Origin of the sequence: Brevibacillus choshinensis, from assembly GCF_016811915.1 — a bacterium.
In the GTDB taxonomy this organism is placed as follows: Bacteria; Bacillota; Bacilli; order Brevibacillales; family Brevibacillaceae; genus Brevibacillus; species Brevibacillus choshinensis_A.
Map to the genome: position 1 here is coordinate 1,073,620 of NZ_CP069127.1, position 14,306 is coordinate 1,087,925.

A 14,306-nucleotide genomic window follows, 5' to 3' on the forward strand; every position below is an offset into this window, starting at 1 on the left:
TGTTAAGGCTACTTTTGAAATTGGCCACCGGGCATGCTCTGGACGCGGCAATTATGAAAGGCGGTAATCTTCCATTGACCGTCGACTTTCATGACAACATTCGTATTGATGGAGCCTCTGTCGTTTGGATCAGCAGCACCATTGGCCAATGCGGCTTCCCCGGTGGCAAGAATGATCGCGATATCGGGAGAGAGGAAGCGGGGATGCGGCTGTTCTGTCGCACTGGATTCCAAGCGAGAGCCTTTCAGTGGGCCGTTGAATAATTGCTGATGCACTCCGGCGATTTGAGATCGCCCCCGCAGATGGTGTCCCATGAAGGTCACATAGTCGGCATCCTCGGTGAAGCACTGGCCGAATGCGGGACCGTCCCCGTTGTTCCATGCCTCACACATGTCTGCAAATAGCCTGCGGATAGCTTCGATATCGCTTTTACGGTTTTTCATACATAACCCAATCCTTTCCATAGTGGGGATGGCCTTTCCGTGGTGATGATTTCTTGACTGTGCTATACTCAAGAGTGAAAACTTGATTGAATGTAATTCTTAGTGAAATATATATCTTAATCGATTAAGATATATTCATCTTACTCGGGAGGGTTCCTTATGTCAAGCGATAATCGCCAGCATCTTGATGGTGATTTGACGCCGCTGCAGCAAGAGCTATTGCTGGAGCTGCGCAAAAACAGTGCTCGAGCCGTGATGCTGCACCAAACCATATCTGAAAAGCTGGCTCTGAATGCGACGGATCATAAGTGCCTCGACTTCCTTATGAACAGCGGGCCGGTAACAGCAGGGCGATTGGCGGAATTGACTGGACTGACTACAGGAGCGGTCACAAATGTGATTGATCGGCTGGAGAATGCGGGTTACATCGTGCGTGAGAAGGATCCGAGCGATCGCAGGAAGGTCGTCGTCAAGCCGGTCGTCTCCCAAGTCAACTCGATGAATCCGCTGTTTGATTCGCTGATGCGAAGAACGCTGCAGATCATGTCCCAATACGATGAGCGGGAGACAGGCGTCATCCTGAATTTCCTCAGAGAGTGCAATGACATGACGCTCGAAGAAATGAACAAGCTGAAGGAAGATCGGGAGTAAAAGCAATCTGGACAGGGACACTTTGGCGGATCTTCCATCTTGTCTTTTCATGAAGCTTGGGTTTAGACTAGACGAGGCGTAGGCTTCACCAGCACCTGGTGAGGCCTGACTTGATTCGTAGTCCTACCAAAAGCGAATCGCATGAGAGAGAAAATGGGAGGGAGTCCCCTTATGGGAAAAGAGAGAAAAACCATACTCGCCATCATTAGCTTGGTTCTGATCTGGGGTGTCTCATGGTCCATTTACAAGGTCGCACTGCATTACACCCCGCCTCTGTTGTTCGCAGGGATGCGCTCGCTGTTTGGCGGATTGCTTTTGGCAGCCTTTTTGCTGCCTGCTTGGAAAAAAGTGAATTGGCGCCAAAATTGGCCGCGTTACTGTGTGTCGGCTCTGCTCAATGCCGCCCTTTTTTATGGCTTGCAGACCGTGGGACTGATGTATTTGCCGGGAGGGCTGTTCTCTGTCCTGGTGTATTTCCAGCCCGTTCTGGTCGGCCTGTTCGCATGGCTGTGGCTCGGTGAGAATATGTCGCTGCAAAAAATCGTCGGCTTGCTGATCGGCTTTTGCGGCATCCTGGCCGTCAGTGCAGACGGTTTCACGGGACAGGTCTCCATCGTGGGCGTCGTGCTCGCGATTTGCACGGCAATCAGCTGGGCGCTGGGCGTCATTTTCGTCAAAAGAGAGAGCGGCAAGGTCGATTCCTTGTGGATGGTGGCTCTCCAGTTCATCATTGGGGGGGCGCTGCTGACAGGAGCGGGTACGGTGTTTGAGAGCTGGTCAGACATCGTCTGGAATGGCGGCTATATGTTTGGCTTGGGATTTGGAGCGACCTTCGGGGTTCCGATTGCCTTTGTCATCTACTTCCACCTGATGAATGGCGGAGATGCCAGCAAGATTGCTTCCTTTACTTTCCTGGTTCCCCTGATCGCCGTGGCGACAGGTACGCTGTTCTTGCATGAGCCGTTTACGTACACGCTGGTGGCAGGCTTGGGGTTAATTGTCCTCAGTATTTGTCTCGTAAACTACCGCGGCAAGAAGCGGACCGTTCCAGCGACCTATGATGCTTGACAGAATACGGAGAAGACAAGGGCTCGGAGCGGCAAATGCTCCGGGCCCTGTTGACTTCCCGGGAAGTCAACACTACAATGGGTAGTGTGAGGTGACTGCAATGAAACTGCAACACTTTAAGATGAAGGAGAGTGGCTTGAACCGTTTCTTCGGCCCTCTTGAAGCGAAGATCATGGACATTTTGTGGGATGGAAAAGAACACGAGGCTGAGCTCAGCATCAAAGATGTGCAGCAGAAGCTCGAAGCGGACAAGCAGGTCAATTTCAACACGGTGATGACTGTCATGAACCGGCTTGTGGAAAAAGGCTTCCTGGAAAAAAGAGCGGCAGGACGGACATCCTTGTTTCAGCCTGTGCAGTCCAAGCACGATTTTCTAAACAATCAATCCAAAGAATTGACCCACGAGCTCATGGAGGAGTTTGGACCGCTCGCTGTCAGCCATATGCTCGATGAGTTGGAAGATGTGGATTCGGCTCTTTTGGAAAAGCTGGAAGAGAAAATCAATCTGTTGAAAAAAGGAAAATGATCCATGTGGGAAAATCGATCGCGAATCCTCTTTTTGTCGGGGCTTACGTTGGCCGCACTCGTCTATATTCAAATGGGCATGTACCTGTTTTACACCATGATGGGGTGGGATCTGCAATTTAACTTCCTGCAGCTGTGCAAAACGACGATCCACTCGCTTGGCTTTTCCTCTGCTGGTTATTTGCTTGACGCACTGGTCCTGTACACGTTTACCTGGGCCGTATGGATGACGATCAGACAAATTCGGCTCTGCCGTCGTTTTGAGACAACCCTCATGCAGTGTCTGGATGAACGTGAGACTGCACGTGTAAACCAAAGGTATCGAATCGGCAAGGACGATGTGATTGTGGTCAGCAGCCGCGAGCCGCTTGCCTTTACTGTCGGCCTGCTGCGCCGCCGAATCGTGTTGTCTACGGGGCTGCTCTCTTTGCTGGATGAAAAAGAGCTGGCTGCAGTGATTCATCATGAGGCCTACCATGAGGAGCATGCGGATCCGCTGAAGGTGTTCCTGCTTTCCTTGCTGTCGACCGTTTTTTGGTATCTCCCCGTATTGAAGCATATACACACGAATTATAAAGTGGTCAGAGAGGTTTTGGCTGACCGTCACGCGATGGAACAAACGGGAGGGATGGCAGATCTGGGACGTGCCTTGCTGAAGCTGGTCAAGCAAAGACAAACGATGCCTGTCATGCAAGCTGCTCATGTTTCCTTTGCCGATACTGCGATCAATTACCGAATCCAGCGGCTGCTTGACCCGAAGAAAGAGGTACCTTTTCAGCTGCCGACAATCTCAGTTTTTATTTCCGTTAGTGTCATCATCTTGTTAAGTCAGCTATTCTGGGTCTCTATGGCCTGATTTTTTTACGGGTTTACACTACATTGTGTAGTTTAAAACGAATAGACAAGCCCCTTTTGAGGAGGAAGGTAATATGAATACGAAAACGATGCAGGAAGTAGGAGCTTTGCTGGTTCGGGTCATCCTGGGAATTGTCTTTATCAATCACGGTTTGGACAAGTTTCAGGCGCTCGAAGGCACGGCTGGGTTTTTCTCGTCACTCGGCATTCCAGGCTGGATGGCCAATGTCGTGGCTTCCATTGAGCTGTTCGGAGGCATTCTCGTCCTCATCGGCCTCGGAACACGAATCGTTCCTCTGCTGTTCGCATGGATCATGATCGTCGTCATGTTCGTCATGCCGTCGGAAAGAGGCTTCTTCACAGGCAACGAATTGCACCTCTCTCTGCTCGCGATGTCCGTTTATCTGGTTCTGGCAGGCAGTCCGCTTCTGTCAGTCGATAAACTGCTGCCCATCGGACAGAAAAAGGCGGAGAAAGCGTATTAAGAATGTGAGACAAAGAAAAAAGCCGATTGAACAATCGGCAGGGAGCGAGAGAAACCCCGGGTTTTCGGGGTTTCTTTTTTATGCTTTGGGAGGCTAGGATCGGACTGCAATTTCATAAATAAAGAAAAATCAATTGTAACTGAACTGCATTGACATATCCGAGTAAAATGATAAGATAAAAATGAATTTTGTGGATGAAATTTAATTTTATAGAACATTCTTATCGAGAGCGGTGGAGGGACTGGCCCGATGAAACCCGGCAACCTTGGTCTGATTAACCATACGGTGCCAAATCCTGCGGAGTTATTCTGAGAGATGAGAAGGTGGGAATCGTGAAATCGCCCCTCTTCTTTTCGGAGAGGGGCTTTCTATATACCTAATTCATAGTATTCGCATCGTTTTAATTTGTATTGTGCAAAGGAGGAAACAACGTGTTTCATTATGCGGTCAAGCGTGGCTTTCTCATGCTGGTTACGCTGTGGATCATTGTCACGGTGACGTTTGCGATCATGCACCTGATTCCGGGAGACCCGTTCGCGTCTGACGCCAAAATGCTTCCGGAAGAAGTGGTGAAAAACATGCGGGCGGAGTACAACCTGGATCAGCCGATCACGGTACAGTACCTGCTTTATCTGAAAGGATTGCTGCAATTTGACCTGGGACCATCCATCCAGTCCAAGACGAGGGACGTGAACACGCTGATTGCAGAGGGCTTTCCCGCTTCGGCTGTTCTGGGAATCCAGTCGTTTGTTGTCGCGCTGGCTGGTGGAATCACACTCGGAATCATCGCGGCACTCTATCACAATCGGAGCTTGGATTTCCTGTCCATGTTCGCAGCGATCATCGGGATCTCCGTCCCAAGTTTTATTTTGGCGCCGCTATTGATCAAGTACATGGCGGTCAAATGGGAGCTTTTGCCCGTCGCCGCATGGGGGAGCTGGGAGCACTCGATCCTTCCCACGCTTGCGCTCGCCATCGGACCACTTGCCATTATCGCCCGCTTCGTACGAGCCAGCATGCTTGAGGTTTGGCAGCAGGATTACATAAGCACCGCAGAGGCGAAAGGGCTCGGCACCTTTTCCATCGTCGTCAGACACGGGATGCGCAACGCCATGCTGCCTGTGCTTACCTTTATCGGTCCGCTTTTTGCCAATCTGCTGACCGGTACCTTCGTGGTGGAAAAGATTTTCGCCATTCCCGGGCTCGGCAAATACTTCGTGGAAAGCATTTTTAACCGCGATTATCCTGTGATTTTGGGAATGACGGTGTTTTACAGCTTTGTGCTCATTTTTACCTTGTACATCATCGACCTGCTGTATCGGGTGATTGACCCGCGCATCAGATTGACGAGCGGAGGGAAGTAGCTTTATGGCCAATCAGGCAACACAACTGGATTCCCTGTTTCGACCACTCGACCGGAGCCGGATAACCGAAGAACATTCGGAACGTCCCAGTCTTGGGTATTGGCAGGAGGTTTTGCAGCGGGTATGCCGCAACAAGCTGGCGATGCTCGGGTTTATCCTGCTCGCGGCAGTGGTGGCCCTCTCGATCATCGGACCGATGCTCGTTCCCTACAGCCCGCATGACCAGTCGTTGACGCAGGGGAATCTGCAGGTGTCGGGCGAGCACTGGTTTGGAACGGATGACCTGGGCCGTGACATGTGGGCGCGTACCTGGATGGGCGGTCGGATCTCTTTGTTTATCGGTGTGGCTGCTGCTGCCATCGACCTGGTGATCGGAGTATGCATCGGCGGCATTTCCGGATACATGGCAGGAAGGAGCAAGCTGGGCGACCGTGTGGACAATATCCTGATGCGGATGGCTGAAGTTCTCTACAGCATCCCGTATCTGCTGGTGGTGATCCTGCTGATGGTGATTCTGGAGCCCGGACTCGCAACGATCATTATTGCCCTTTCGCTGACCGGCTGGGTGGGCATGGCCCGCTTGGTCAGAGGGCAAATCATGCAGATCAAACGGCAGGAGTTTGTGCTGGCCTCTGAAAAGCTGGGAACCTCGCATGCCAAGATCATCCTCCAGCATCTGCTGCCCAATACAATCGGCGTCATCATCGTCAACCTGACCTTTACGATTCCGCATGCGATCTTCGCCGAGTCGTTTCTCAGCTTCCTCGGGCTGGGCGTGCAAGCGCCGACGGCCAGTTGGGGAACGATGGCCAACGACGCGCTGGCGGTTGTGCTGAGCGGGCAGTGGTGGCGGCTGTTTTTTCCGGGATTCATGATCTCGCTTACCATGTTCGCGTGCAACGCACTCGGGGACGGTCTGCAGGATGCACTGGACCCGCGGATCAGGAAATGAGGGGGAGTACATCGTGAAGCCATTGTTGGAGGTAGACCAGCTGCGCGTCTCCTTTCGCACTTACGGCGGAGAGGTGCAGGCAGTAAGAGGGGTTTCCTTTTCCGTCAGGGAGGGAGAGACGCTGGCAATAGTAGGGGAAAGCGGCTGTGGAAAAAGTGTGACCGCCCGGGCTTTGATGGGGATGATACCCCGATCCGGTCAGGTGAAAAGCGGCAGCATCCGGTATCGCGGGAATGAGCTGACCAGACTGACGAAACAGGAATGGCGGCAGGTTCGCGGCTCGCAGATCGGCATGATCTTTCAGGACCCGATGACCTCGCTGAACCCGACGATGAAAATCGGTCAGCAGATTGCCGAAGGTCTGATCAAGCATCGAAAGCAGGCGAAGGCGCAAGCAAGGGAAGAAGCGCAAAAGCTGCTGGAGAAGGTGGGAATTTCAGAGGCGGCGAGACGGTATGAACAGTATCCGCACGAGCTGAGCGGAGGCATGAGGCAGCGTGTCGGAATCGCGATGGCACTTGCCTGCCATCCGCAGCTGATTATTGCTGACGAACCGACGACGGCGCTCGACGTGACCATTCAGGCGCAGATTCTTCGGCTGATGAAGGAGTTGCAGGAGCAGTTGAACACCTCGATCATACTCATCACCCACGATCTGGGCGTGGTCGCAGAGTTGGCCGACCATGTGGCGGTGATGTACGCAGGCGTAGTGGTGGAGAGCGGCCGTGTGGAAGAGATCTTTGACAACCCGCGACATCCATACACACAAGGGCTGCTGCAGTCTGTGCCGCGACTTCTTGCAGGCAAACAAGAGCGGTTGATCCCCATCGAAGGGACTCCGCCGGATCTGTTTCGTCCGCCTGCCGGTTGCCCGTTCGCTGCTCGCTGCCAGTTTGCCATGGAAATTTGCCTGGAGCATATGCCCCTAGCCGAATCGTTTTCCGAGCGGCATGAGGCGAGCTGCTGGCTGAACGATCCGCGTGCCCAGAGGGCGGGAGCGTGGATTGCAGCAGGGAGGGAGACACATGTTTGACAATATCGTGGAGGTGGAGAAGCTCGCCAAATCGTTTGAGATTGGCGGCGGCCAACGGGTCAGGGCTGTTGAACGCGTTTCTTTTGAAATCAGGCGAGGGGAGACGCTCGGAATCGTAGGAGAAAGCGGCTGCGGCAAATCGACGCTGGGCAGGACGATCGTGGGCCTGTACCCGGCGACTGAGGGGCGCATCCGGTTTCAAGGCAAAGACATCGCCAGGATGGATAGACGCGAGCGGCGGGAAGCAAACCGCCACATGCAGCTGATCTTCCAGGATCCGCAAGCCTCGCTCAATCCGCGGCTCCGAGTGGGCGACATCATCGCCGAAGGAATCGACGCCTATGGATTGGCAAAAGGAAAAGAGCGGGAAGAACGCATCTATCGGCTGCTGGAGCTGGTGGGACTGCACCCAAGCCACGCAAAGCGCTTTCCGCATGAGTTCAGCGGCGGACAGCGGCAGCGCATCGGGATCGCCCGCGCGCTTGCGGTGGAGCCCAGCTTTATCGTGGCTGACGAGTCTATCTCCGCACTGGATGTATCCATCCAGGCGCAAATCGTCAATCTGCTGGCCGATCTGCAGGCCGAGCGGCACATCACCTTTCTGTTTATCGCCCATGATCTGGCGATGGTGAAGCACATCAGCGATAGGATCGGCGTGATGTACCTGGGGCAGATGATGGAGTTGGCACCGAGCGAGGAGTTGTTTGCGAGGCCGCTGCATCCTTACACGCAGGCCTGGATTTCCGCCATTCCGGTTTCCCATCCTGCAAAGCGGAGCGAGCGTGAGCAGATTGTACTGACCGGAGAACCGCCCAGCCCGATTCATCCGCCAAGCGGGTGCCCGTTTCACACCAGATGTCCGGTGGCCCAAGGCGTCTGCGCCAAAACTGCGCCGGACTGGAAGGAGGTGAGGCACGGACACTGGATCGCTTGCCATCTTGCACAGTAGATAGAGGAGAACAAGGAGGAAATCATCGATGAAAAAAGGATTGCTCGCTTTTGCCGCACTGCTGGCGCTCGCCGTGCCCGCACTTTCCGCGTGCGGCAGCGATAAACCGGCTGCGTCTTCCGATCAACAAGCGGGAACAGCCGTCAAACAAGTCATTACCGCCAATCTGCGGGGCGAACCATACACATTGGACCCGGCTTTCGCTTCTGACACCACCTCGTACTGGGTGATCGACCATCTGTACGAAGGATTGTACCGATACGGCCAAAACGGGGACATCAGCGAAGGCTCAGCCGAAAAGGTGGAAGTCTCTACGGACGGCAAAACCTACACGTTTACCCTGCGCCCTGAGATGAAATGGTCGAACGGCGATCCGGTGACGGCGCATGACTACGAATACTCCTGGAAGCGCGTGCTGAATCCGAAGACTGCCGCCTATGAACCATCCGCTCTCTATTACATACAAGGCGCGGAGGCGTACAACACGGGCAAAGGCAGCCTGGATGACGTTCAGATCAAGGCAAAGGATGACCGCACGCTCGTCGTCGGACTGAAAGACCCCATCACCTATTTCCCGAAAATCATGATGAGTAGGGCTTATCTGCCGGTGAACAAGAAAGTCGTGGAAGCCGACAAAAACTGGGCGGCGGAAGCGAAAGGCATCGTGACGAACGGACCGTATACGGTGGAGAGCTGGGAGCACAACAGTCAGCTGACAATCGCCAAAAGCCAGAGCTACTGGGAAAAAGACAAAGTGACGATGGACACGGTCCACTTCAAGATGGTGAACGAAGCGACCACCTACTACCAGATGTTCAAAACGGGGGAGCTTGACCTGATTGACTCCCTGCCGATCGACGTGATTGAGCAGGAAAGAGGAAAAGAAGAGTACAAATCGTTCCCGGACTACAGCATATATACGTACACGTTCAACGTAGAGCAAAAACCATTCACCAACGCGAAAATCCGTCAGGCGTTCTCCTATGCGATCGACCGGGACATCCTGACGAAAAACGTGACCAAGGGAGGCCAGCTCCCGGCGTACGGCTATACGCCATTCGGGGTGAAAACTCCTGCGGGCAAGGACTTCCGGGAAGAAGTGGCGCCGTACTATCAGTTTGATCCAGCCAAGGCGAAGCAGCTCCTGGCGGAAGGCTTGAAAGAAGAAGGCTGGACAGAGCTTCCACCGATCACGCTGAAATACAGCACGGCGGAAAACCACAAAAAGATCGCCGAAGCGCTGCAGGAAATGTTCAAGCAAAACCTGGGCGTGCAGGTGAAGCTGGAAAATCAGGAGTGGAAAACCTACATCGATACGTTCAAGCAGAAAAACTTCCAGATCGCCCGCATGGGTTGGGGAGGCGATTACCTGGATCCTCTCGCGATGCTGGAGCTGTACACGGGGAAAAGCTCCCGCAACTTCACCAACTGGGCCAATCCGAAGTTTGACGAGCTGATTGAAAAAGCGAAGGTCGAACAAAATGAGGAAGCGCGAATGAAGCTTCTGCACGACGCCGAAACCGTTTTGATGAAGGACATGCCGGTCATCCCGGTCTATTTCAACAACGAAAACTACCTCAACAGCAAAAAAATTGAAGGCATCCGCTTCAGTGTAACCGGGACACCGGACCTGCGCTGGGCGAAAAGAGTGGCAGAGTAACCTCCTGTAATAAATTCCCTCCGCAACAGTCATAGTAAGAAGGGTGTTTACCGCAGAACAGGAGGGGCACATGCATGTCCAGACCGAACAACAGAAAGCCGAATGATCAGCAACGGGAATCGCAGGACTTTTTGGCAAAGCAGGGGGATCGAGTGGAGGCTGAAAGCGAGCTGGTGAAGGAAATGTACACGGAAAACGTGGAGCCGGTCGCTTCCGTCCAACGCAACGAGATCGAATAAACGGACCAACGTAGATTCGAATCGAGGTAAAGGGAACAGGGCACCAGAATGCAAAAAACCGGAGCGATTGAGTGCTCCGGTTTTTCCCCGTTTACTGTTCCCGTCAGGCTATCGCCAAATTCGCTACACGACCGCGTCCACATAGATCCCATGCTCATAGATGTATTGCAAGCAGGCATCCGGCAACAGAAAGCTGGGATCGCCCCCTTTGCGAATTTCATCCCGAATATACGTCGAGCTGATGCCCATGTTGATACCTTTGCTCATGATCAAAAAGTTCTCGTCGTTGTTGCGCAGCAAGGGGTCCTCCGCGATCAAGTCAGCGGATGGGTACCCTTCCCTGGACATGACGATGAACTGAAACTCCGTCACGAGCTTTTCTGCATTGCCCCAGTTGGACATGCCCATCAGGAGATCCGAGCCCATAATAAAAAACAGCTCATCGCTTGGATACTTTTTTCGTAAATGAGTCATGGTGTCGTACGTATAGGTCTCTCCTGGCAAGGCGTCCATTTCGACCGTAGAGATTTCAAACAGCGGCTCGCCGAATTGATTTTTTTTGTGCTTGCTCGTCTCGAGTGCCATCTGCAGCATTCGCAAGCGGTGCTTGTCATCTGTCTGCATCTTTTTGTCGTGCCGCAGGGAAGAACAGGGGACAAAAATGACCTTGTCCAGCCGTTTGCGGCGTGCGACTGTCGCGGCAGTAAACAGGTGGCTGTATGTGATGGGGTCAAAGCTGCTGCCGTAAATTCCGATGCGCATCCGGATCGCTCCTTATCATGGAGACTGGCCGCTTGTGGGCGGGGGGCTCCTTGTTGATCGTGATCGAGGCTGGCTGGCCTACTTGAACGTCAGTGCTCTGGATGTCGTGACGGTGATCCCGTATTTCTCCTGCAGCTGAGCGAAGGCATCCTCGGTGCTCTGTTCAAAGCCTGGGATGGGACTCATGCAATCCGAGAGCACCGTGATGCGAGAGGTCATGTCGGCATCGGACTCGTAAAAATCCAGGATCTGCCGCAGTGACTCCAGCACACAGTGAGATTTCGCTTCGCCGACGACGAGTACACGGTCGTAGTTTTTCAGCTCTCGCAATAGCGCCAGATTGCCTGCATCGCCATCGCGGGAAACCTCTGGCTTGATGATGCCGTACATTTCGCTAAGCGGCTCTTTGCCTTTGACAATACGCAAGGGAGTCGATTTTCGGGCCATCGAGTGGAAGAAGACCATATTGCCAAATTGGCTTTCCAAGGCTGCGCCGTACGTCCCTTCGAGGCAATGGTACGGCCAGATGCACAGCTCTTTTTTGCTCTGCTCGCCCAGCTTTGTCACGTATGCGAGGCTCTCCTCTGGATGATAGACGGCACGCCACTTCCCGCTCTGAACATCCTCGACGGTGATGACGGTAAAGGGAGCAGGATGATTCCCTTCCTGATCGACCCACCAGATCGGATGAAAGATTTGCTGGGGCTGATGGGTGTCGAGCGAGACGGCGATCCCGGTGATCTTGTCCAGATGGTTGTACAAAAAGTGAGCGGCATTCCGTGCGTCTTGATGCGAGCCGGGCACGGCGAGCTCCCCTTTTTCCATGAAGTCATTTTGCATATCGATGGCGAGGAAGAGAATTTTCTCGGAATCGTCAGATGCGAAAGGAAGCCCTTCCTGAGCAGCTTTGGCACTCAGCTCGTTCATGCCGATGACAGACGGCAGACCGATACGGTGCTCGTCAAAAATATCGTGAAACGGCGTTTTCATCGCGGAGTTCCCCTTTCCCGAAAGCTTTCGTTTCCTCCATTAAAGCCAAAAAATGCAAATCGCACAACCTGTTGGCGAAGGAAAAAGTCAAAAAGCTGACGCGCGATGGTGAGCGGCGTCAGCTTGGAATGCGAAGGGTCTCTGAGGTTTACTGGAGCAAGGAGGTGATCGGCTTCATCCGGGGCACAGCCAGCTCGAGCTCTCTTTTTTGATTTTGCGAAAAGGCCTCTTCCCAAAAGAAGAGCTGGCTGTTCAGCGGAAGCTCGCACCTGGGTAATACGCGTTCGTATGACCCATCCGGCATGAGCTGATGAGCCTTGGCGTCATCCTGCAGCATGGTCGCAAGCAGCTGCGTGATGCGTCTGCGCAAATCCATCTGGACGACAGGGAACAAAATCTCGACGCGCGCCATCATGTTGCGCGTCATCCAGTCTGCGCTGGAGAGATAGATTTCCGAGTCGCCGCCATTGCAGAAATGGAAAATGCGGCTGTGCTCCAGATTCCGCCCGACGATGCTGATGACGCGGATATTTTCGCTGACCTCTGGAATCCCAGGACGCAGGCAGCAGATTCCGCGGACGATCAGATCGATCCTGACTCCTGCGCAGGAAGCTTGATAGAGTGCCTCGATGATTTCTTTATCCGTCAACGAATTCATCTTGGCGACGATAAAAGCAGGCTTGCCTGCCAGACTGTTTTCCCTCTCTCGCTGGATCAGCGACAAAAACCTCTCCCGCAGACCGGTAGGCGCGGTAGAGATGACCTTCCAAGCAGGAGGATGGGAGTAGCCTGAAAGGTGATTGAAAAAGTGCGTCGCGTCATCCCCAAAGTCCTCCCGCGCCGTGAACATGCCGATGTCCGTGTAGGTGGCGGCTGTCTTGTCGTTGTAATTGCCTGTACTCAGATGCACGTATCTGCGCAGACGATCCCCCTCGGCACGGACGACGAGCGTAATCTTGCTGTGAGTCTTCAGACCGGCCAGCCCGTAAATGACATGGCAGCCTGCATTCTCCAGCTTTTTCGCCCAGACGATGTTGTTTTCTTCATCGAACCGCGCCTTGAGCTCCAAGAGGACGGTCACTTGCTTGCCGTTATCGGCTGCCTTGAGCAGGGCGTTGACGATAGGGGAATCTCCGCTTACGCGATAAAGCGTCTGCTTGACGGCCAGCACCTTGGGATCCTCTGCAGCCTCCTGTACGAAGCGGATGACGGGTTCGAACGACTCGTATGGATGGTGCAGCAGCAGATCCTTTTTATCGATCGCGGAAAACATGTCCCCGTCGCCAAACCAGTCCAGGGGCTGCTGGGGATACAGAGGCTCAAAGCGCAAATGATCATAGCCCTCGAGTGCGTGGAAGCGAAATAAGAAGGTAGGATCGAGCGGGCCGTCAAACCGGTAGATCTCCGCTTCCGCAAGCTCCAGCCAGTCGAGCAGCGTCGCTTGCAAAAAGTCGCTCATGGACGCGTCAACGGCCAGGCGGGAGGGCTCCCCCATCCTTCGCTTTTTCAGCTCCTGCTCGATGGCTTCCAGCAGGTCTTCTGTCTCGTCCTCATCAATGGTCAGGTCAGCATTGCGTGTGATGCGGAAGGGACAAGTCTCCAAAATGTTGTAGCCCTGAAACAGGCTGTCCATATGCTCGGCGATGACGTCTTCGAGCAGGATGAAATGGGCTTCGCCGCCCGGTGACGGCAGCTCCAGAAATCGGGGAACGACCGAAGGAACCTGCACCACTGCAAACAGAGGACCTTCGCTGTCCGCGTCATCATCCTCCAGCAGCACGGCGAGATTCAGACTTTTGTTGAGCAGCATGGGAAATGGATGGCTGGCATCGACTGCCATGGGAGTCAGCACCGGGTACAGATGGTGATGAAAAAACGAATGGACGAACTCATCCTGCTCCCGGCTAAGCTCGTTTGCCTTGAGAAAGCGAATGCCTGCTTTTCGGAGCTCGGGCGTAATTTGCTCCCGCAGGATGGCAAACATGGCTTGCATGGCTTCATGGGTGCGCTCCCATACAGCTCGCAGCTGTTCGAGGGGCGTCATCCCTGATTTGTTATCCGGCTTGGTGAGCCCTGCCTTTACCTGATCCTTGAGGCCGGCTACCCGCACCATGAAAAATTCATCGAAATTGCTGCTGGCGATCGCAATGAACTTCAGGCGTTCAAAGAGGGGATTGCTTTCATTGGCTGCCTCTGCAAGCACGCGTTCATTAAAAGCGATCCAGCTTAATTCACGATTGATGTAATAGTCTGGAATGCTAAAGTCCTTCATCCTGGCCCAACCTTTTTTAAAAAAATGGATAGCATGACCACTGGCAAGGACAAGTATA

15 protein-coding genes and 1 riboswitch are annotated in these 14,306 nt (G+C 53.6%); of the genes, 11 read left to right on the plus strand and 4 right to left on the minus strand.

The genetic code is table 11. The features are described 5' to 3' along the window. Window positions 1–8: 8 nt before the first annotated feature. Entirely contained in the window at window positions 9–443 is a 435-nt protein-coding gene (locus tag JNE38_RS05805; protein WP_203355663.1) for an SgcJ/EcaC family oxidoreductase, read from the minus strand. Between the two features lie 159 nt (window positions 444–602). Between JNE38_RS05805 and JNE38_RS05810 the strand changes: the two genes are divergently transcribed. The 11 genes from JNE38_RS05810 (at window position 603) to JNE38_RS05860 (ending at window position 10,224) form a co-directional block, all read left to right on the plus strand. Beyond that, window positions 603–1,094, plus strand: coding sequence for a MarR family transcriptional regulator (locus JNE38_RS05810; protein WP_203355664.1), 492 nt, complete (start codon window positions 603–605; stop codon window positions 1,092–1,094). 171 nt (window positions 1,095–1,265) lie between these two features. Beyond that, window positions 1,266–2,162 (plus strand): DMT family transporter, encoded by an 897-nt coding sequence (locus tag JNE38_RS05815; protein WP_203355665.1) that lies wholly within the window; start codon window positions 1,266–1,268, stop codon window positions 2,160–2,162. 100 nt (window positions 2,163–2,262) lie between these two features. Then, complete coding sequence (locus JNE38_RS05820; RefSeq protein WP_203355666.1) at window positions 2,263–2,688, plus strand: BlaI/MecI/CopY family transcriptional regulator; 426 nt, start codon at window positions 2,263–2,265, stop codon at window positions 2,686–2,688. 3 nt (window positions 2,689–2,691) lie between these two features. Then, window positions 2,692–3,543, plus strand: coding sequence for a M56 family metallopeptidase (locus JNE38_RS05825; RefSeq protein ID WP_203355667.1), 852 nt, complete (start codon window positions 2,692–2,694; stop codon window positions 3,541–3,543). 73 nt (window positions 3,544–3,616) lie between these two features. After that, entirely contained in the window at window positions 3,617–4,027 is a 411-nt protein-coding gene (locus JNE38_RS05830) for a DoxX family protein (RefSeq protein ID WP_203355668.1), read from the plus strand. A 217-nt stretch (window positions 4,028–4,244) separates the two neighbouring features. After that, a riboswitch (SAM riboswitch) is annotated at window positions 4,245–4,349 on the plus strand. A gap of 109 nt (window positions 4,350–4,458) precedes the next feature. Next, window positions 4,459–5,391: an ABC transporter permease gene (locus JNE38_RS05835; protein WP_203355669.1), complete on the plus strand. Its 933-nt coding sequence runs from the start codon at window positions 4,459–4,461 to the stop codon at window positions 5,389–5,391. A gap of 4 nt (window positions 5,392–5,395) precedes the next feature. Next, the gene (locus tag JNE38_RS05840) at window positions 5,396–6,343 is read left to right on the plus strand and encodes an ABC transporter permease (protein ID WP_203355670.1); all 948 of its coding nucleotides are present in this window, start codon (window positions 5,396–5,398) and stop codon (window positions 6,341–6,343) included. A 13-nt stretch (window positions 6,344–6,356) separates the two neighbouring features. After that, on the plus strand, window positions 6,357–7,376 hold the full coding sequence (locus JNE38_RS05845; protein WP_203355671.1) for an ABC transporter ATP-binding protein: 1,020 nt from the start codon (window positions 6,357–6,359) through the stop codon (window positions 7,374–7,376). After that, window positions 7,369–8,325, plus strand: coding sequence for an ABC transporter ATP-binding protein (locus JNE38_RS05850; RefSeq protein WP_203355672.1), 957 nt, complete (start codon window positions 7,369–7,371; stop codon window positions 8,323–8,325). The genes JNE38_RS05845 and JNE38_RS05850 overlap by 8 nt, the downstream gene beginning before the upstream one ends. A gap of 28 nt (window positions 8,326–8,353) precedes the next feature. Next, window positions 8,354–9,985 (plus strand): peptide ABC transporter substrate-binding protein, encoded by a 1,632-nt coding sequence (locus tag JNE38_RS05855; RefSeq protein ID WP_203355673.1) that lies wholly within the window; start codon window positions 8,354–8,356, stop codon window positions 9,983–9,985. A gap of 74 nt (window positions 9,986–10,059) precedes the next feature. Then, on the plus strand, window positions 10,060–10,224 hold the full coding sequence (locus JNE38_RS05860; RefSeq protein WP_203355674.1) for a hypothetical protein: 165 nt from the start codon (window positions 10,060–10,062) through the stop codon (window positions 10,222–10,224). Window positions 10,225–10,347: 123 nt separating this feature from the next. Here JNE38_RS05860 and nadD read toward each other — a convergent pair whose 3' ends face one another. From nadD to JNE38_RS05875, 3 genes are all read right to left on the minus strand, one after another. Next, window positions 10,348–10,986 carry a nicotinate-nucleotide adenylyltransferase gene (gene nadD / locus JNE38_RS05865; RefSeq protein ID WP_203355675.1) on the minus strand — a complete coding sequence of 213 codons (639 nt, stop codon included), beginning with the start codon at window positions 10,984–10,986 and terminating at the stop codon, window positions 10,348–10,350. A 78-nt stretch (window positions 10,987–11,064) separates the two neighbouring features. Then, window positions 11,065–11,976 (minus strand): cysteine hydrolase family protein, encoded by a 912-nt coding sequence (locus tag JNE38_RS05870; protein ID WP_203355676.1) that lies wholly within the window; start codon window positions 11,974–11,976, stop codon window positions 11,065–11,067. A gap of 148 nt (window positions 11,977–12,124) precedes the next feature. Beyond that, window positions 12,125–14,248 carry an RNA degradosome polyphosphate kinase gene (locus tag JNE38_RS05875; protein ID WP_203355677.1) on the minus strand — a complete coding sequence of 708 codons (2,124 nt, stop codon included), beginning with the start codon at window positions 14,246–14,248 and terminating at the stop codon, window positions 12,125–12,127. Window positions 14,249–14,306 lie beyond the last annotated feature (58 nt).